At 65.5% G+C, this 22004-nt stretch carries 4 protein-coding genes and 2 pseudogenes; 3 read left to right on the forward strand and 3 right to left on the reverse strand.

Annotation, left to right across the window (positions count from 1 at the left end; genetic code table 11):
- Window positions 1–200: hypothetical protein (locus RM2_RS24930; RefSeq protein ID WP_218017245.1), on the reverse strand; the 200-nt coding region annotated here is incomplete at its 3' end.
- 654 nt (window positions 201–854) lie between these two features.
- A pseudogene (locus RM2_RS19035) lies at window positions 855–1389 on the reverse strand (transposase); the annotation flags it as partial.
- Window positions 1390–1518: 129 nt separating this feature from the next.
- On the opposite strand from RM2_RS19035, the pseudogene RM2_RS19040 reads away from it, so the two are divergent.
- Window positions 1519–2280, forward strand: a pseudogene (locus RM2_RS19040) (IS256 family transposase); the annotation flags it as partial.
- 481 nt (window positions 2281–2761) lie between these two features.
- Here RM2_RS19040 and RM2_RS19045 read toward each other — a convergent pair.
- Window positions 2762–3100 (reverse strand): RNA polymerase-binding protein RbpA, encoded by a 339-nt coding sequence (locus RM2_RS19045; protein WP_072691107.1) that lies wholly within the window; start codon window positions 3098–3100, stop codon window positions 2762–2764.
- Between the two features lie 172 nt (window positions 3101–3272).
- On the opposite strand from RM2_RS19045, the gene RM2_RS19050 reads away from it, so the two are divergent.
- On the forward strand, window positions 3273–3605 hold the full coding sequence (locus RM2_RS19050) for a hypothetical protein (RefSeq protein ID WP_072691108.1): 333 nt from the start codon (window positions 3273–3275) through the stop codon (window positions 3603–3605).
- A 225-nt stretch (window positions 3606–3830) separates the two neighbouring features.
- On the forward strand, window positions 3831–22004 hold an 18174-nt coding region (locus tag RM2_RS25380), incomplete at its 3' end, for a non-ribosomal peptide synthetase (protein ID WP_245814042.1).

A 22004-nucleotide genomic window follows, 5' to 3' on the forward strand; every position in this document is an offset into this window, starting at 1 on the left:
GCTTCCACGGCTTGACACCGCCCAGTGTTGGTGAAAAGATCGTCGACCACATCGTGAAAAGAACCGAAGCCTCCACCACCGTTGGAAAACGCTCCACAACTGACCTTGAATTTTGTCTCCGACTGGGCGATGACACCGATAGCGGAGTCGGCAGAAGCCGATGCGGCGACATGCGTGAAGGGGAGGACTCCTGCAGACATGACTGCTGCTACCGCAATTCTCGACCAGCGGGAGTGATTCATAGTTGTACCTACCTTTCGACTTGGAATCGACGATTTGGCGTCTCTCTGCCGTGGCCCTAGGGGGGCAACTACCGGTGGCACCCGAACAGCTACGGCCCCGATGAAGTGTTGCCGCCAACACCGGCCACGTCTGTCCCCCAAACAGACCTTGCATCGGCCCAACGCGGTGTCCCCCAATCAGCGGAATACAGCCAACCGACCGGCAACTCCGAAACGCCGAGACGACTCAACCACACCTTCGACACGATCCAACAACTAGCCGTCACTGGAAGTGATTGAGCAACAGACACATACGCAAAATCGAGCAGGTCCACCCACACCGCATCCGCTCGCCGACGTGATCACCATTCAGGAACCGCGTCCCACACGGCCCAAGATCAAGCCCCGTGGAGTGGTGTAAATCGTTGAGTGTGTTGCTCTGTGGGGGGCTGTTTGAATAGCGGTTGATCTGATCTCGGTTCGACACGCCGAGCACTTGCTTGGCGGGAAGGATCGACCATGACAGAAACACTGGATCCCATGGCAGCGACTGAGGTGGATCTAAAGGTCTGACGACCAGCGAGGTTGGCGCATATTTCCGGGACATGCACGGGTCGGCGGTGCCGAAGGACACCGCCCGCTCTCCCGAACTTTGAGCACGAGGGCATCGGCGGCGACGAACGTGTACGGGCGGGCGTCGAGCGGCCGGTAGCGGAACGCCTCGACCTGGGTGTCGAGTTCCTGCGCCATCACCGAGACATGGGACTTCGACGAGCTGGTGATACCCAACGTGTCGACGAGTTTGTCCATCCGTCGGGTGGAGACCCCGACTAGATTGCGGGTAGCGACGACTGTGGTCAGCGCCCGTTCGGCGCATTTGCGCCGCTCGAGCAGCCAATCCGGGAAATAGCTGCCCTGCCGCAGCTTCGGGATCTCGACATCGAGGGTGCCGGCACGGGTATCGAAGTCCCTATGGCGATGGGCCGTTGCGCGAATTCGTACGATCGCCCGAACGCTGGCCGTAGCCGGCCCCACAAAGGTTGTCAGCCTCGGCGCCCATCAGGGCGTGGATGAACATCGACAATAGCTCGCGTAGCAGGTCCGGGCTCGCCCCGGTGAGTCGGTCTTCGACCAGTCGGCGGAGGTCGATATCGTGGGCAGTGGTCATCGCATGGTCCCGTCTCGAGTGACTTTCGTAGGTCTCTCGCAGAATCACGAGGTGACCGTATTTGGTTCGGCTACGACACGCCGGCCATCTCATCCCGGACGGTTCGTACACCACTCTGCTGGACGCAACCTCAAGGTCCGGGATGGGCAGGTCACCACCCGGCCCGTGTATGTCGCGGTCGGGGTCACCGTCAACGGGGAACGCGACATCCTGGGTGTGTGGGCCGACGACGGCGGGGAGAGCGCAAAGTTCTGGCTCTCGGTGCTGACCGACATCACGAACCGGGCGTTGCCGAGGTGTGCATCGTCGTCTGTGACGGACTTGAGGGTCTCCCTGATGCGATCAACACCGTCGGCGCGCTCGCGGTGGTGCAGACGCGCATTGTTCATCTGATACGCAACACATTCCGGTCCGCTTCGCGGACGTATTGGGACGAGATGTGCCGGGATCTGCGGCCCATCTACACCGCTTCGTCGGAAGCGGCGGCCAAGGAATTGTTCATCGAGTTCACCGGCAAGTGCGGCGGCCGCTACCCGCCGAGTGCCCGATTGTGGGAGAACGCCTGGACGGATGGGGGTACCGCCCTGCACGAAGTGTTTGGGCGATCGTCCCGTTCTTCGACTACGACATCGAGATCTGCCGGGTGATCTGTTCGACGAACGCGATCCAGTCCGTGAACGCCCGCTACCGGCGGCGGTACCTGCTCGTGGGCACTTCCCAACCGAGCAAGCAGCGCTCAAACGTCTCTGCCTGGCTGCGCGAGCGCTGGACCCGATCGGGAAAGGTAGGGCACGATGGGCGATGAGGTGGAAGCCCGCATTGAACGCGTTCGCGATCACCTTCGAGCACCTCCTGGACATTGTGCATTCGCTGGCGACGTCCTGGGCGTAATGGCCAGTTGATGCTTTCGGGGAGGGAATACCGATAGCGACTGAAAGGTTTTACGGATCAGGTGCGTTTGCCCCATGGTGCTGAACTACGGTTGATGTTTCGAATCTCAGGTGTGACCAGTTTCATGCACCAGGTATGAAGTTGACCTGCAGAGGAGACCAACCCTTGACTCCGCCGCACCGAATAGTAAATTGGGAACGGTCATGTGACCTGGCCTTTCAAACCGGAATGCAAGCCAGATGGGTTGGTCATGCGCGGTTTCTCCGACTGCGTGTTCGGGGCGTAACACTTGAAGCGTTTGTATGCTCGAAATGTAACGCGCTCCCGTTCAACAGATCGGAGTACTCGGATGAGTCATGTCGAGACAGCGACTACCCCAGCGACGAACAGAAGCGCGTGCGTGTCGAATCGGCCCGCCCGGATAGGGCAAACGCCGCCCCGGCAAAGCCGAGACGGCGTTCGTACAGTTCAGCGGTCTGAGTCAAGCTCCCCGGCGCTTCGCCTTCAACAGGTCGAGACGCTCCTTGAGCAGGTCTTCCAGCTCTTCCTTGGAACGACGCTCGAGCAGCATGTCCCAGTGGGTGCGCGGCGGCTTGACCTTTTTGGCCTCGGGCGCGGTGCCCTCGATCAGGGTTCCCTCGAGTCCGTTACGGCACAGCCAGGTACCGGGAATCTCTGCTTCGTCGGCGAAAGGAATATCGAATACCTCGCCGTTGTCACACCGATACTTAGCCATCCGACGGGGCGCGAGGTCGTGGTCACGGTCGGTTTCGTAGCTCACCGCTCCGAGTCGACTACCTCGAAGTACGCGATCTGCCATGGTTGTGTCCTCTCCTCGTTCGTCTCCGCGCGAGCACGCCTGGACCGGAACCAAGCGTTCACACTCATCTACAACGTCACGGCTTCCCGATTGGTTCCCGCCGGCAACGCAGATGCAACCCAGCAATCGTACCGGGCGGTCGCCACGACGCCGAACAGTAAGGTGGGTGACTATGAACAGCGCTTCCCGCAGAACCGATTCCTGCGTGTGGTGCGGACGGCAAGTGGCGGAGTCCGGGATCGGTCGGCGTCGCCGGTATTGCCGTCAATCCTGCAGGCAGCGCGCTTACGAGCAGCGCAACCAGGTCAAGGGCACGAGCCTTCCCCTCGATGCGGTGGTGCTCACCTCCGAAGAAGCGTCCGCGATGGTCGATCGGCTCTTCCAGGTTCGATGTGCCGCCGAGGACGTAGCGACAGCCATTGCCGAAGGTGCCGCAGACCACGAGGTGGAGTCTTTGTGTACCGACCTTGTGCGTATCGCACGTGAGGCCGAATGCTTCCGCTGAACTTCGGCCACGGGCGAAAAGTTCGTCCAACGCACCCTGCTCGACCAGTCCGATCGTGGCGGATGTGGTGAATCGACATCGATTCCGGAACGAACATCACGAATTTGCGAACGGCAGTCCCGCGCGTACAGCACGATCAGTACAGCGTGCGACACCGCCAATCGTTGATCCGTCACACGCGCAGAACTTGCGCATCCACAGTTTTCTACCCGCTGGGGGAACGAGATGACGAGTTTGAATCCACGACAGTCGAACAGCCATGCCGAAGACCCGAACGTTCCGGACGGGGCCTTCCCGCTCTCCTCGGTGCAGCGGAGCATGTGGTTCGCGCAGCAATTGAGCCCCACGGTTCCCAAGTTCATCGCGCAGTACGTCGAGTTGCGGGGTGAGATCGACCTGAACCTGTTGAGCGAGGCCGCGGTGACGGCGGCTCGGGAGTTTCAGTCTCCGTTCCTACGCCTGCTAGACGTCGACGGCGAACCATACCAGATGGTCGATTACACGCTCGACACGTCGATACCCTACTCCGACTTCCGTGGGGATCTCGACCCCATGACCGCCGCTCGGGCATGGATGGACAAGGACTACGCGACCCCGCTCAGGTCGACCCGCGCCCGAATGATCGAGATGACCATCCTGCAGGTCGGCGAGCAGCACTACTTGTGGCACACGAGGATGTATCACGTAGGCGTCGACGGTTACAGCGGCATGACCATGATCAATCGGGTTGCGGCGCTGTACACGGCGGCCATCGAGGGCATCGAACCCGAGCCGAACCGTGCGCTCGACGTGCGAGAACTGTACGAGCTCGACCAGAAGTACCGTGCCTCGACCAGGTTTGAGAACGATCGGCAGTACTGGGCCGAACGCATTGTCGGTATAGAGCACGGTTCCACCCTCGCCACGCGCGATGCACTGGCTGCGGCGCAGAGCAGGGTCGAGAGCGCGACCTTATCCGAGATTGCCCTCAGTTTCCTCGACCAGTCGAACGAGAGGTTCGGTGCCACGTCGGCGGCTGTCCTCGTCGCGGCGTTTGCCTGTTTCCTCTCGCGCATGACGGGCAAGCGTGACGTGCTCGTCAATCTTCCGGTATCCGCCCGCACGACTGCCCCGTTGCAGCGGTCCGGCGGCATGCTGGTGAACGTGGCCCCGTTGCACATCACGGTCCAGTCCGAGGACACCGCGGCCGAACTCGTGCAGAGGGTACAACTGGCAATGATGGGGGCACTTCGCCATCAGCGGTGCAGCCTCGAGGACATCCGTCGCGACGCCGGACTCGCCGGAAGCCCGGATGGCCTGGCCGGCCCGGTGGTGAACATCATGCTCTTCCACCACTCGCTGACCCTGGGTTCGGTGGCGGGCGAATACCACATCGTCACGTCGGGCCCGGTGGACGATCTGCTGGTCAACCTCTATCAGGGCGGTGACGGTCAGACCCTGCTCGACTTCCGCGGCAACCCCAACCGGTACAGCTCCGAGGAGTTGCGCACGCACCACCGCCGGTTCGTGGAGTTGGCCGAAGAGTTCGTCACGGCAGAAGCGGACACCCGGATCACCGACATCCACGCCGAGAGCGCCCGACTCGGCGCGGAGATCCGCGAGCGCGAATCCCGGCTCGAATTCTGGAAGCGGGATCTGGCTGGCCTGCCGGAGGTAATTGCGTTGCCGCTCGACCGGCCGCGGCCTGCCGAGCGGTCCGGTACCGGTGACGTCGTCGGCTTCGCTCTCGACGCCGACGTGCACCACCGAGTGGCCGCTCTCGCGGAGGAAGCCGACACCGGGGTCTTCACGACACTGCACGCGGCGCTGGCGGTACTACTGGGCCGGATCGGCGACACCGACGACGTCGTGATCGGAACGCCGGTCACCGCACAGGGTGCGGGCGCCTTCCCCGACAAAGTCGTCCTACGGTCGCGGGTGGACGGCGCGGCATCCTTCATCGACCACCTCCACCAGATTCGCGATGCCGACCGCGCCGCGTTCACGCATGCCGCACTGCCGTTCGACGAACTCGTCGCGACACTCGTCGCCGAACCCGATTCGTCGCACGCGCCGCTGTTCCAGGTGATGCTCGAATTCACCGCCGGCGGCCATCCGCACGATTCCCCCAGAAGCGTGACGGCCGGTCCGATCGATAGCGAACCGGCCAAACTCAAACATGGTGCCGCTGGACTCGATCTCGTTTTCTCGCTCTCCGAATCGGAGAGCGGCGGTATCAGAGGCCAGTTGAGATTCGCCACGGACGTGTGGGATCGCGGCACCGTGGAGGCGCTCACGGCACGCTTGGTGCGGATCCTGCAGGCGGTCACGGCGGATCCGGTTTCCCCGATCGGGGACGTCGACATTCTCGAACCGGTCGAGTACACCGAACTCGCACCTGTCCACGGCGAGCCTTCGGTGGAGGCGCGTAGCCTTCCCGGACTCCTACTGAGCGCGGTGGAAGCCGGTGGCGATGGGGACGCCCTAGTCTTCGAGGACCGCACTCTGACCTACCCACAACTCGACGCACAGTCGGACCGTCTCGCACGGATACTGATCTCGCACGGGGTGGGACCGGGTTCGGTGGTGGCGCTGGCGATCGCACGCTCCATCGAATCGGTGCTGGCCACCTGGGCGGTCGCGAAATCGGGGGCCGCGTTCGTCCCGGTCGACCCGCACTACCCGGCCGATCGCATCAACCACATGCTCACCGATTCCGGTGCGCTCGTCGGTCTGACCGTCGCGGCGCAACGGCCCTCATTGCCGGAGACCACTCCGTGGTTGGTGATGGACGATGCCGCGTTCGAGCGGTCACTGGCCGAGCAGGTGACCGGCGCTGTCACCGACGAGGACAGGCTCCGACCGCTGCGAACTGCGGATCCGGCCTATCTGATCTACACCTCCGGTTCGACGGGCACTCCCAAGGGCGTGGTCGTCACCCATGTCGGGCTCGCGAATTTCGCCGAGGACCAGCGGGGGCGGTTTGTCGTCACAGCCGAGTCCCGCACGCTGCACTTCTCGTCCCCGAGTTTCGATGCGTCCGTCCTGGAACTGCTTCTCGCGGTGGGCGCGGGCGCCACGATGGTGGTGGCGCCGTCGACCGTGTACGGCGGCACCGAACTGGCCGACCTATTGCATCGCGAACGCGTGACCCATGCGTTCGTCACGCCGGCTGCGCTGGCGTCCGTCGACCCCTCCCGTCTCGACCACATCCGGTGCGTAGTCACCGGTGGCGAAAGCTGTCCGCCCGCACTGGTGGCCCAGTGGGCACCGGGCCGCGTCATGTTCAATGCGTACGGCCCCACAGAAGCGACCGTCGTGGCGAGCATCGCCGGACCGTTGACGGTCGGCGAACCCGTCACGATCGGCCGACCGTCCCGCGGTTGCAGCCTGTTGGTGCTCGACGCGCGGTTGCACCCCGTGCCGATCGGGGTTCCGGGCGAGTTGTACATCATCGGTGACGGTGTGGCACGCGGGTACCACAACCGGTCGATTTCGACTGCCGAACGTTTCGTCGCCGATCCGCACGGTGCGCCCGGTGTGCGGATGTACCGGACCGGTGACCTGGCGCGCTGGAACCAGGCCGGTGATCTGGAGTACCTCGGCCGCACCGACTTCCAGGTGAAGATCCGCGGGTTCCGCATTGAACTCGGCGAGATCGACGCCGTCGTTCGGGCACATCCGACCGTGGCGTTCGCGATCACGGTCGGCCAGACCACGCCGTCCGGTGACACGGCACTGGTGACCTATGTGCTGCCCGAGAGCGGCGAGCAAATCGATGTCGAGGACATCCTCGAACACGCCGCCGCCGCACTGCCCGCGCACATGGTCCCGGCGCGGGTGATGGTGCTCCCCGAGGTCCCGTTGACCCCGGCGGGCAAGCTCGATCGGAAGGCGTTGCCGGAGCCGCACTTCGAGACCACCTCTACCGTCTACCGGGCGCCGACGAACCCGACCGAGATGCAGGTCGCGGACGTGTTTGCCACGTTGCTGGGGGTCGACCGCATCGGCGTCGACGACAGCTTCTTCGATCTGGGCGGCGACTCCCTCGTCGCGACCCGAGTGGTGTCCCGGGTCAATTCGGCGTTGAGCTCGGACATCGGGGTGCTGGATCTGTTCGAGGCCCCCAGTGTCGCGTTGCTCAGCGCCCGGGTGGACGCCCTCGGTCCACGGAGCTCGGCCCGCCCGGAACTCACCCCCAGGCAGGGGTCGGGCCCGGTGCAGGTGTCGCTGGCCCAGCAGCGCATGTGGTTCATCAACCAACTCGACACCGCGTCGCCCGCCTATAACATTCCCGTCGGCATCCGATTGCGCGGCACGCTGGACGTCAAGGCGTTACGGTCCGCGATCGATGACGTACTCACCCGGCACGAGTCGCTGCGGACCGTCTTCCCGAACACCCCGAACGGTCCGATCCAGGTTGTGCTGCCGGTCGCCGAAGTGAGTCCGCACTTCACCGTGATCGACGTCCCGGCCAACGAGCTCGAATCGCGTTTGATCACCGATGCCGCAGCCGGTTTCGACGTCACGGCGGAGCCACCGATCCGGGCCCATCTCTACCGGACCGCCACCGATGATCACGAACTGGTCTTCGTAGTCCATCACATCGCCGCCGACGGTCTGTCGATGACTCCGCTGACCCGCGACGTGATGGTGGCCTACCACGCCCGCGTCGGCGGGAGTGCCCCGCAGTGGGCGCCTCTGGAGGTGCAGTACGCCGATTTCGCGGTGTGGCAGCGCGAACTGCTGGGTTCCCCAGACGACCCCACCAGCGTCCTCTCCCGCCAGCTCTCCTTCTGGGCGCGCACCCTCGACGGCGCCCCGGAGGTTATGGACCTGCCGACCGATCGACCCCGTCCCGCCCGCCAGTCGATGGTCGGGGCCACAGCCGATTTCACGATCCCGGCACGCATCCACACCGCCTTGCTCGAGATCGCCGGCGCCCACGACGCCAGCCTGTTCATGGTGACGCACGCAGCCCTCGCGGTCCTGCTGTCGCGGTCGAGTGGTTCGTCCGACGTGTCGATCGGGTCCCCGGTCTCCGGTCGTGGCGAACGTCAACTCGACGACGTCGTCGGCATGTTCGTCAACACCGTGGTCCTGCGCACCGCGGTCGATCCCGAACGCAGCTTCCGCGAGATCCTCTCGAACATCCGCTCGGTGGACCTCGCGGCGTTCAGCAACACCGACCTGCCCTACGAGCGGCTCGTCGACGAGTTGAAGCCGACCCGCTCGGAGGCGCATTCACCGCTTTTCCAGGTGATGCTGGTGTTGCAGGGGTTCGCGAACACGCGGCTCGAACTACCCGGGCTCGACGTGGAGGTCGAGGCACTCGAGACCGGTGCGGCGAAGTTCGATCTGCAGGTGATCCTCACCGAGCACACCGAGGATTCCGGCGCGCCGGGCCCGATCGACGTCCAGTTCTCCTATGCCTCTGAACTGTTCGATCCGCCGACGATGACGGCGCTGGCCGAGCGGTTCGTCACCCTGCTCGAAATGATTACTGCGCGTTCGGATGTCAAGGTCGGGGATCTCGACCTGATAGGTGACGCCGAGAACCACCGGATGCTCGAACAATGGATCGACACCGACGTCGTCGTGCCCGAGTCGACACTCGTCGAACTGTTCGAGGCGCAGGCGACACGGACCCCGGATGCGGTGGCCGTCGTGTTCGGCGGAGAAGAACTGCTGTACGCGGAGTTCGACGCGCGCGCCAATCGCCTTGCCCGCGAACTCCTCGCGCGCGGCGTCGGCCCCGAATCGCGTGTCGCGGTGGCCCTGCGGCGTTCACTCGAACTGATGATCGCGATCTACGCGGTGGAGAAGACCGGGGCGGCATACGTTCCGCTGGACCCGGACCACCCTGCTTCACGGATCGCGTACGTCATCGAGAGCGCCGAACCCGCGTGCGTGCTCACATCCACCCGCGATCGCCCCGAGGGGGTCGGCGTCGTGGAGAGTCCCACCACGATCGAGATCGACACCCTGAACCTGTCTCGCCGCACGAGCGCCCCGATCACCGACACCGAGCGGGGCGGTCCGATCCATCCCGATTCGGTGGCCTACGTGATCTACACGTCCGGGTCGACGGGACGCCCGAAGGGTGTCGCCGTCAGCCACCGGGCGATCGTCAACCGCCTGCTGTGGATGCAGGACACCTTCCGGATGGACCACACGGACGTCGTGCTCCAGAAGACACCTGTCACGTTCGACGTGTCTGTGTGGGAACTCTTCTGGCCTCTGCAAGTTGGTGCACGGCTGGTCCTCGCCGCGCCGGACGGCCACCGGGACCCCACATACCTGTCCCACACCATCGCCGACCACCAGGTCACCACCATGCACTTCGTGCCGTCGATGCTGGCGGTGTTCACTGCGGGCGCCGACCCAGACCTCTGTGGTTCCCTCCGGCAGGTGTTCTGCAGCGGTGAGGCGCTGCCGCCCGCCACTGCCGACACGTTCCGGGAATTCGGCACCGCCGCGCTGCACAACCTGTACGGGCCGACGGAGGCTGCCGTCGATGTCACCTACTGGGAATCCACGGAAGGAGACCGGGCTTCGGTGCCGATCGGTGCACCGGTCTGGAACACCCAGGTCTATGTACTCGATTCCCGCTTGCACCCGGTCCCGGTCGGCGTGCACGGAGAGCTTTACCTGGCCGGAGTCCAGTTGGCTCGCGGGTACGTCGGCCGCAGCGACCTGACCTCTGACCGGTTCGTTGCGAACCCGTTCGGCGAAGCGGGGCAGCGGATGTACCGCACCGGTGATGTCGTCCGCTGGCGCGCCGACGGCAACATTGAATACATCGGCCGCCGCGACTTCCAGGTGAAGCTGCGCGGCCAGCGCATCGAACTCGGCGAGGTCGAGGCCGCCGTGCTGGCACACCCGTCGGTGGCACAGGCAGTGGTGACCGTTCACCGCAGCGAGGTCACCGGCGAAAGCCTCGTCGGCTACGTGATTCCCGTGTCCGGTATCGACATCGACACCGCGACCGTGCGGGACGCAGCGGCGGAAGCACTGCCCGCCTACATGGTGCCGACCCGCATCATCGTGCTCGACAAGTTCCCACTCGGCACCACCGGCAAGTTGGACCGGGGAGCGCTGCCCGAACCGGAGTTCCTGAGCCCGTCTGCCGAGTTCGTGACACCCCGCAATCCGATCGAGGAAATCCTCGCGTCGATCTTCGCGGATCTGCTCGATGCGTCACGAATCGGTGTGCACGACAGCTTCTTCGATCTCGGCGGCAATTCCTTGGTGGCGACCCGTCTGGTGGCGCGGGTCAATGCCGCACTGGGCAGCCAGATCGGCGTGAGGGAGATCTTTGACGCCCCGACCGTTGCTGCGCTGGCGACCAGGGTCGAGTCCGACACCGGCAACCGGGCCGAACGCCCACAGTTGGTCGCGGGGGAACGGCCGGCCAGGTTGCCGGTCTCGCTGGCGCAGAAGCGGATGTGGTTCATCAACCAGTTCGACCCCGATTCCGCGGCGTACAACATCGCACTCGCGGTGCGGTTGACCGGTGATCTCGACGACGATGCGATCCAGGACGCGGTCGCCGACGTGATGGGGCGGCACGAGTCGCTGCGCACCCTGTTCCCGATGGTCGACGGCGAACCTCTCCAGCGGATTCTGCCGACCGAAGACGTGGTGCCGGACCTGACACCGATCGTAACGACGGAAGCGGAACTGCCCGAACATATTTCGCGACTTGCAGGCGCGGGCTTCGACGTGACCGTGGCGGTTCCGGTGCGTGCCGCACTGTTCCGCACGGATCCGGAGGAGCACGTGCTCGTCATCGTGGTCCATCACATCAGCGCCGACGGCTTCTCTATGGCCCCACTCGCCCGGGATGTCATGACCGCCTACGCGGCACGGACCGGGGGGCAGGCACCGGACTGGACGGCGCTACCGGTCCAGTATCCCGATTTCGCGCTCTGGCAGCACCGGGTACTCGGCAACGCCGACGATCCGGACAGCCTCCTCGCCGCTCAACTCGATTACTGGACGCGCACGCTCACGGGTCTTCCGGAACTGTTGGCTCTGCCGATCGACCACCCCCGCCCGACGGAGCAGTCGATGCGAGGCGATGTCCACGCGTTCAGCATCGACCCAGAGGTCCACAGCCGGCTCGTTACGACGGCGCGTGACCACAATTCGAGTGTCTTCATGGCCGTCCACGCGGCGCTGGCGGTGTTGCTGGCCCGGTTGGGTGACACCGACGACGTCGCGGTGGGAACGCCCATCGCCGGTCGCGGCGACGCGGCCCTCGACGACATGGTCGGCATGTTCGTCAACACCCTCGTGCTGCGTACCTCGGTCGAACCGGGTGTCTCGTTCACCGAACTTCTGTCCACAGTTCGGGACACCGACCTGAGCGCCTTCCATCACGCGGATCTGCCGTTCGAGCGGTTGGTGGACGCGATCTCACCCGAACGCGCGACCTCGCACTCGCCGCTGTTCCAAGTGGTGCTCGAATTCCGCAATAACGAGCGGCCACGGCTGGAACTGCCCGGGCTGACCGTCACGGGACTCGATCTGCCGTCGGGCATCTCCAATTTCGACCTTCAACTCACCCTTACCGAGGAGTTCGGCGTATCGGGTGAGCCCGCCGGGATCTCCGCGGCGTTCACGTACTCGTCGAGTCTTTTCGAGCAGTCCACGATTGCCGAATTCGCCAACTATCTGCAGCGAATCTTCGATGCGGTGACCTCGGAGCCCGAGACGGCGGTCGGTGACATCGCTTTGATGGCGGCGTCCGAACGTGCGGCGTTGACACCGGTGACGGGCGGGCCGGACGCGGAATCGCGGACCCTGCCCGAACTGCTCGCCGCCGCGGCGACGGTCGATCCCAAGGCGGCCGCTCTGTCCTACGATGGCAGGGAGGTGACGTACCGAAGCCTCGACGAGAGGTCGAACCGGCTCGCCCGCCTGCTCATCGGGCGTGGTATCGGTCCGGAATCGGTGGTTGCGCTGGCAATGTCGCGGTCGCTCGAATCGGTGCTGTCGTTGTGGGCGGTCGCCAAGACCGGCGCCGCATTCGTTCCGGTCGACCCGAACTATCCGACCGACCGGATCGTCCACATGCTCAGCGACTCCGACGCGGCGCTCGCGCTCACCGTCTCGGAGTTCCGTCCCAACCTGCCCGACTGCACCCCCTACGTCGTGGTCGATGCACCCGGATTCGGCGACGAGATGGCCGCACACTCGGCCGCAGGCATCACCGACGCCGACCGTACGCATCCGCTCTTCCTGGAGAACCTGGCCTACCTGATCTACACCTCGGGTTCCACCGGCACCCCGAAGGGCGTAGGCGTCACCCATCGTGGCCTGGCGAACTTCGCCACCGACATGCGCGTCCGGTTTGGGGTCACCCCGCGGGCACGCACGCTGCACTTTGCGTCGCCGAGTTTCGACGCGTCGATCATGGAACTGATACTCGCGGTCGGGTCGGGCGCGACCATGGTCATCGCGTCGGCGTCGATCGTCGGCGGTACCGATCTCGCCGAGGTTCTCCGCGACGGCCGGGTCACGCATGCCTTCATGACGCCGGCCGCCATGGCATCCGTGGATCCGACCGGCCTGGACCTTCTCCGGGTGGTCGCCACCGGCGGCGACGTGTGCCCGCCGGAATTGGTGGCACAGTGGGCAACCGACGGCAGACGGATGTTCAATGCATATGGCCCCACGGAAGCGACGGTGGTATCGAGTTCGGGTGGGCCGCTGGTGCCCGGTGAAGTCGTCACCATCGGCCGCCCGCCGCTCGGAACCGGGGAGATGGTGCTCGATTCCCGACTGCACCCGGTGCCCATCGGGGTGACCGGTGAGCTGTACGTCACCGGATCGGGTCTCGCCCGGGGCTACAAGGATCGGGCGGGCACGACCGCGGAGCGGTTCGTCGCCAATCCCTACGGTGGCCTCGGCGCGCGCATGTACCGGACGGGTGACCTGTCGCGCTGGAACAACGCAGGCCAGCTCGAATACCTGGGTCGCAGCGACTTCCAGGTGAAGATCCGAGGTTTCCGCATCGAACTCGGCGAGATCGAATCCGTACTCACCCGCTACCCGGGTGTCGCCCAGTCAGTGGTGTCGGCGCACACGGGCAGCACCGGCGCCAACCGGCTCGTCGGCTACCTGGTCCCGGTGGCGAGCACGGAACTCGACACGGAGGCAATACTCGAGTTCACGGGCCGATTCCTCGCCCCGTACATGGTGCCGTCCGCGCTGATCGTCCTCGACGAGTTGCCGCTCACCCCCGCGGGCAAGCTGGACCGCCGCGCGCTGCCGGAACCGGACTTCGGGGCCCTGGTGTCGGTGAGTCGCGCCCCGGTCTCGGAGATGGAGTCGGTGCTCGCGGGCTTGTTTACCGAGGTGTTGGGCCTCGAATCGGTGGGGGTCGATGATTCGTTCTTCTCGCTCGGCGGCGACAGCATCATGTCGATCCAGTTGGTGGCCCGTGCCAAGGCCGCGGGTGTGATCCTGACGCCACGGGATGTGTTCGAGTCCAAGACTGTGGCCGGGCTGGCCGCGGTGGCGTCGTGGGCGGGTTCCGCCGATGTGATGGTGCTCGAGGAACTGCCCGGCGGCGGTGTCGGTGAGATGCCGACCACCCCGATCACGTCGTGGCTGCTCGAACGCGGCGGCGAGTTCAACCGGATGTCGCAGTCCGCACTCTTGATTGCACCGCCCGATCTACATGAACTAGAACCCCTGATAGGCACTTTCCAGGCCGTCCTCGACCGCCACGACATGCTGCGCGCGCAATTGAACATGTCGGGCGAAAAATCGCACCTCGAGGTCCGCCCGGTCGGTTCGGTCGAGGCGCAGGATCTGATTCGTGTGGTCGCGGTGTCCGCCGAGCCGGGAACACCGGCGTTCGCAGCCGCGGTGATCGCCGAACTCGACGCTGCCCTCGACCGACTGGATCCGGCGGCCGGGGTCATGATGCAGGTGGTGTGGTTCGACGCTGCAGAGTCCGGCGGCCGCCTGCTCGTGGTGGCACATCACCTCGTCGTCGACGGTGTGTCCTGGCGCATCCTCGTCCCCGACCTCGCGACCGCATGGGCGCAGATCTCCGCAGGGCACGAACCCGCCCTCGACCGGGTGGGCACCTCCATGCGCAGATGGGCGCACGGACTGGCGGACGAGGCTGTGAACCGGACCGGTGAACTCGACCTCTGGCAGCGCATCCTCGACTGCGAGGATCCGCCGGTAGGCTCCCGTCCGCTCAACCCCGACATCGACGTCAATGCCACGGTTGGTCGCATCACGGTCCAGCTTCCCGCCGAGGTCAGCGAGGCGGTCCTCACGGTATTGCCGGAGGCCGTCCGCGGCAGCGTGAACGACGGTCTCCTCACCGCCCTCGCCTTGGCGGTCACCCGGTGGCGGCGCACCCGAGGCGTCATGCTCGACACGAAGCCAGTCGGTGGGACGCTCGACGGCGGTGCCGTCAATGGGACGCTCGACGGCGGTGCCGTCAATGGGACGCTCGACGGCGGTGCCGTCAATGGGACGCTCGACGGCGGTGCCGTCAATGGGACGCTCGACGGCGGTGCCGTCAATGGGACATTGGTCAGCCTGGAGGGTCACGGCCGTGAGGACCAGGTGGTCCCTGGGGCCGACCTGGGCCGCACCGTCGGTTGGTTCACGGCTATGTTCCCGGTGCGCCTGGATCTGGTGGGCATCGACCTCGACGACGCGTTCGCCGGTGGCGAGGCGGCCGGTGCTGCAATCAAGTCGGTCAAGGAACAGTTGCTCGCCATCCCGGACCACGGCATGGGTTACGGCATGCTGCGGTATCTCAACGGGGACACCGCTCCGCAACTCGCGGCGCGGTCGGTGCCGCAGATCAGCTTCAACTACCTGGGACGCTTCGCCGCCGACCTGTCCGAGTCGGCCGACCGGGCGGGCTGGACGCCAACCGGTGAGGTGGACATGGACCGGGCGCAGGACCTCGACACGCCGGTCACCTCGGCCATCGACGTCAACGCCGTCACCACGGAGGTAGAGGACCGGCCCCAACTGCGCGCCACTTGGGCATATGCGGCCGGTGTCCTGAACGTCGCCGAGGTCCGGGAACTCGCCGATCTGTGGGTACAGGCGCTGACCGCGCTCACGACGTACGCGGCCCGCCCCGACGCGGGCGGTCTGACCCCGTCCGACCTGGACCTGGTCACGATGAACCAGGACGCCATCGACCGCATCGAGTCGCGCTTCCCGGCGCTGGCGGAAATCTGGTCGCTGTCGCCGCTGCAGTCCGGTCTACTGTTCCACGCTCTGCTGGCCGATCAGTCGATCGATTCGTACACCGTGCAGATGACGCTCGAACTGAGCGGTGCCGTGGCGTCGCGGTTGCGCACTGCCGGGCAGGCCCTGCTCGATCGGCACGCGAACCTGCGGGCATCGTTCGTCTATGACGAGGATGGCACCCCGGTCCAGGCGATCCACCGGTATGTGGAACTGCCGTGGACGGAGACTGATCTGTCCGAACTCGACGAGGTGAGCTGCGAAGCGGAGATCGCGCGCCTGGTCGACGCCGACCGGGTCCGCGGATTCGACATGGCCGAACCGCCACTGCTGCGGTTCATGCTGGTCCACGTCGGTGATGACCGGCAGAAACTGATCGTGACGAACCATCACATCCTGCTCGACGGTTGGTCGATGCCGTTGTTGATCCGCGACCTTCTGACCCTGTATGTCACGGAGGGGGACGTCGCGGCGCTGCCGCGGGTGCACCCGTACCGCGACTACCTGGCATGGATGTCGCATCGCAGCACCGAGAACTCTCTCGAAGTCTGGCAGCGTGCCCTCGCCGGGGTGGCCGAGCCGACCCTGCTGGCGCCGGCGGACGCCTCCGTCCAGAGCGACACCCAGTCGAGTGAGCTGGTCGTCGACCTCGACGCCGACCGGACCGACATGCTGAGCGTGCTGGCACGCGAACGTGGCCTGACGCTGAGCACCCTCATCCGCACCGCGTGGGGGATTGTGTTGGGTGGGCTGGTGGGTCGTTCGGATGTGGTGTTCGGTGGCACGGTGTCGGGTCGTCCTCCGCAGATTGCGGGGATCGAGTCGATGGTGGGTCTGTTCATCAACACCTTGCCGGTGCGGGTGGTTCTGTATCCGGGGGAGTCGTTGGGTGAGTTGCTCGAGCGGGTGCAGGGGGAGCAGGCGGCGTTGCTGGATCACCACTATGTGGGGTTGACCGATATTCAGTCGGTGGCGGGTGCGGGTGCCGGTTTCGATACGTTGACGGTGTTCGAGTCGTATCCGGTGGACAAGGAGGGGTTGACGGAGCAGACCGACATCGCCGGCATGCATGTCCTCGACGTGCACGACAGCGCGAATGCCGCCCACTACCCGCTCGCTTTGATCGCGTCGGCTCACGAACATCTGCAGTTGAAGTTCGAGTACCTACCCGATCTGTTCGACCGGGCGAGCATCGAGCGCATCGGCGACCGTCTCGTCCGCGCACTGATCGCACTCGCGGAGACTCCCGACATGAGGCTCGCGCAATTACGGTTGCTCACCGATGCCGAGGAGACCGAACTGGTTCCGGTCCGGGGCAGACCGGGTAGTTCCAAGCGGACGCTACCGCAGATGTTCTCCGCAACCGCCGCGATCGCGGGTGATTCCACCGCCCTGGTATTCGGTGATCGTCGGATGTCGTATCGAGAACTCGACGAGCGGTCCAGTCAGCTCGCGCGAATCTTGATCGACCACGGAGTGGGTCCAGAAGATATTGTGGCACTGGGTATTACAAGGTCCATCGAGTCGGTCCTCGCCGTCTGGTCGATCACCAAGACCGGTGCTGCGTTCGTTCCCGTCGACCCGAACTACCCGCGTGAGCGGGTTGAACACATGCTCACCGATTCCGGGGCCACCCTCGGTGTGCAGGTCGGAACCGACCGAGACCGACTGCCCGGCGCAGTTACCTGGCTGACACTCGACGACGCCGAGATCGAATCGGCGACGAAGGAGATGTCGTCAGCGCCGATCACCGACGACGAGCGCATCGTCCCACTGCGATTCGCGCATCCGGCATACGTCATCTACACGTCCGGGTCCACCGGCACCCCGAAGGGAGTGGTGGTCAGTCACCGCGGCCTCGACAACTTCGCCGAGGAGCAGCGGGCCCGGTACGGGACGGATTCTTCGTCGCGGACCATGCATTTCTCCTCGCCGAGTTTCGATGCGTCGGTCCTCGATTACCTGCTGCCGTTCGCCGTCGGCGCAACCATGGTGATCGTGCCGCCGTCCGTTTACGGCGGCGAGGAGTTGGCGGACCTGATCCGTAGCGAAGGGGTCACGCACGGGTTCATCACCCCGGCGGCGCTCGCCTCCGTCGACCCGGAGGGTCTCGAGGTGTTCCAGAACGTGGTGGCCGGTGGCGAGGCGGTCCCGCCGGAACTGGTGGCCCGGTGGGCGCCGGGGCGGAGGCTGTTCAACGGCTACGGCCCCACCGAGACGACCATCATGGCCAACATCAGCGACCCCCTCGATGTGGGGGAGACGGTCACCATCGGTGCACCGGTCCGCGGGGTCGCCGAGGTCATTCTCGACGCACGACTGCAACCGGTCCCGCTCGGCGTGGCCGGGGAGTTGTACATCACGGGCGAGGGTCTGGCCCGCGGTTACCATGCGCGCGCCGCCCTGACCAGCGAACGCTTCGTCGCCAACCCCTTCGGCGAACCAGGCGACCGGATGTACCGCACCGGCGACCTCGCCCGGTGGCGGCCTGATCACACCGTCGAATACCTGGGTCGCACCGACTTCCAGGTTAAGATCCGCGGTTTCCGCATCGAACTCGGCGACATCGACAGCGCACTCTCCGGGCACCCGTCCGTCTCGTTCGCGGTGACCCTCGGACGTCCCGGACCGGCCGGTGACACCGTGCTCGTGTCCTACGTGCTGCCCGAGCCAGATTCGATACTCGAACCGCCGGAGCTGAAACAGTGGACGGCGGGCCTGCTGCCCGCGCACATGGTGCCGTCGAGCATCATGCTGCTCGACGAGATCCCGCTGACTCCGGTGGGCAAGCTGGATCGGACAGCGCTGCCCGCACCACAGTTCCTGCCGACTAGCGACGATTTCCGTGCGCCGTCGACGGTGCTCGAACACACCATCGCCGACGTCTTCACCACTGTCCTCGGTATCGAACGGGTCGGCATCGACGACAACTTCTTCGACATCGGCGGAAACTCGCTCGTCGCAACCCGGGTCGCCGCGCGCCTGACCAGGGAGTTGGACACCGACATCGGCGTCCGCGTCCTGTTCGAGGCGCCAACGATCCATCTGCTGGCCCGACTGATCGAGTCGACGGAGTTCGCCCCCGCACACGACGGCGATCACGTTCGCGTCCCGCTCGTTCCGATGCCGCGGACCGAGCACATACCGGTGTCGTTGGCGCAGAAGAGGATGTGGTTCCTCAACCAATTCGACACGTCGTCGGCCGCATACAACATCCCGTTGGCCGTCCGTCTGGCCGGTCACCTGGATGTGGAATCGCTGCGCGAGGCCGTGACGGATGTCTTCGTCCGTCACGAATCGTTGCGGACGGTGTTCCCATCCCACGACGGGGAACCGACGCAGGTGGTGCTGTCGCCCGGACAGTGGGCGCCGAACCTCGAGATCACCGAAGCGTCGGAGGACGAACTGCGCGAACACATCGCCGGTCTCGCGACCGCCGGTTTCGACGTGACGGCCGAAGTGCCGATGCGGTCGGCTTTGTTCGCGCTCGCCCCCGACGACCACGTGCTCGTCATCGTCGTGCACCACATCTGTGCCGACGGCTTCTCGCTGGCCCCGCTCGCCCGAGATGTGATGGCGGCGTATGCCGCACGGATCGCGGGAGGCGCCCCGCAATGGCACCCGCTGTCGGTGCAGTATGCCGACTACACGCTGTGGCAGCTCGATCAGCTGGGCAGCGAGAGCGACGCCGAATCGCTGATCTCCCGTCAGCTGCAGTTCTGGACCGACCAGCTGGCGGACCTGCCCGAACTCCTACAGCTTCCGATTGACCACGCACGACCGATCCAGCAGTCGTTCCACGGAGCGCAGGTCGACTTCACCGTTCCGGCGGATGTACACCGGTCGCTCTCGGCATTGGCGCGAAAGCACAACTCGACCGTGTTCATGGCCGTGCACGCCGCGCTGTCGGTGTTGCTGTCGGCGTTGTCGTCCACCGAGGACATCGCGGTCGGCACCCCGATCGCAGGCCGCGGCGACGCCGCACTCGACGACATGGTCGGCATGTTCGTCAACACCCTGGTCTTGCGTGCCTCCGTCGACCCCGCCGAGGGTTTCGGCGCCCTGATCGACCAGGTGCGGGCCACCGACCTGGCCGCATTCCATCATTCGGATTTGCCGTTCGAACGGCTCGTCGACGTTCTCGCCCCCGAGCGTTCCACCGCGCATTCGCCGCTGTTCCAGGTGATGCTCGAATTCCGGAACAACGAGACACCGACACTCGAGCTGCCGGAACTGACTGCGTCCGCGGTCGATTTCGATCTCGAGGTCGCCAAGTTCGACTTGCAACTCGGTGTCGAGGAAATCTTCGGCGCGGACGGAGTGGCATCGGGTATCACCGCGTCGTTCATCTTCGCGAGCGATCTGTTCGACGCCGGCACCGTGCGCACGTTTGCCGACCGGTTCCTGTGTGTTCTCGACGCAGTCACCTCCGACCCGCAGGCCCCGGTCGGGGACATCGTGCTCACCGATGCCGCCGAGCGGTTGGTGATGGCAACCGAGTGGAACGTCGCCGGCGTCGACTCCGGCGGGGACACGCTTGCGGACCGGTTTGCGCAGAGCGTGGCCAGGTTCCCGGACGCCACGGCGGTGACGTCGGAGGACGTGGCCCTCACCTACACCGAACTCGACGAGCGGTCAAACCGATTGGCCCGTTTCCTCATCTCCCGGGGTGTCGGCCCGGAATGCCTGGTCGCCGTGGCACTCCCACGCAACTGTGATCTGATCATCGCCCTGCTTGGCGTGATCAAGACCGGTGCCGGCTACCTCCCTGTCGACATCACCAATCCGTCGGACCGCCTGGCATTCGTGTTCGAGGATGCCGCCCCGAATTGTGTCCTCACCACCACCGGCGACGTCTCGGCCCTGCCCGGCTCGGAGATGCCGCCGATCCTGCTGGACGACCCCGAAACCACCGGGAACCTCGCGCAGCAGTCGCCGGAGCCGATCACCGACGCCGACCGGGTGGCGCCGCTGGACCCGTCGTCCGTGGCGTATGTGATCTACACGTCCGGTTCGACGGGCCGGCCGAAGGGTGTCGTCGTCTCGCACCGGAACGTATTGACTCTGTTCGAGAACACCCAGCCGATCTACGGGTTCGACGAGACCGATGTGTGGACGATGTTCCACTCGTACGCGTTCGACTTCTCCGTGTGGGAGTTGTGGGGTCCGTTGCTCTACGGTGGGCGCCTTGTGGTTGTCGACTACTACACGGCGCGGTCGCCGGAGATGTTCCACGAACTGCTGCGCAACGAGCAGGTCACCGTGCTCAACCAGACTCCGACCGCGTTCTATCAGCTCGCCGAGACCGACCGCATCGTCTCGGAGATGGACGTGAACGCGGCCGCGCTCGCGCTGCGTTATGTGATCTTCGGCGGTGAGGCACTCGACCTCGCGCAACTCGGTCGCTGGTACTCGAGGCATGACGCTGCCGCCCCGACCCTGGTGAACATGTACGGCATCACCGAGACCACGGTCCACGTCAGCTATCTCGCGCTGGACCCTGAGTTCGCGGCGTCCACCTCGGCCAGTGTCATCGGCCGCGGCATCGCCGGTCTGCACGTCCACGTTCTCGACCGGCGCCTGCGGCCCGTTCCCCCCGGCACGATCGGGGAAATGTATGTCTCCGGAGACCAGGTGACCCGTGGTTACCTCGGCCGGGCCGCGCTCAGCTCGACCCGCTTCGTCGCCGACCCGGTGCGTGCCGGAGCCCGCATGTACCGGACGGGTGACCTGGCGCGCTGGAACAAGTCCGGCCAGCTCGAATACCTGGGTCGCAGCGATTTCCAGGTGAAGATCCGCGGTTTCCGGATCGAACTCGGCGAGATCGAAGCCGCACTGCTGCGGTACCGCGGCATCGCGCAGGCCGTCGTCCTCACCCGCGACGACGGGCACGGCGGCCACCGGCTGATCGGATATGTGGTGCCCGAATCCGGTGCCACCGTCGAGGTGTCCTCGGCGCTCGAGTTCGTCGGCACCCAGCTCACCGCGTACATGGTGCCCGCCACCCTCGTGGTGCTCGACGCCCTGCCGCTGACGAGCAACGGCAAGCTGGACAGCCGCGCGCTGCCGGAACCGGACTTCGGGGCTCGGGTGTCGTCAGGCCGCGCTCCGGCGACCGAGATGGAAACGGTCTTGGCAGGCTTGTTCGCCGAGGTCCTCGGGCTGGAGACCGTCGGGGTT

This window comes from Rhodococcus marinonascens NBRC 14363 (assembly GCF_001894885.1).
In the GTDB taxonomy this organism is placed as follows: Bacteria; Actinomycetota; Actinomycetes; order Mycobacteriales; family Mycobacteriaceae; genus Rhodococcus_F; species Rhodococcus_F marinonascens.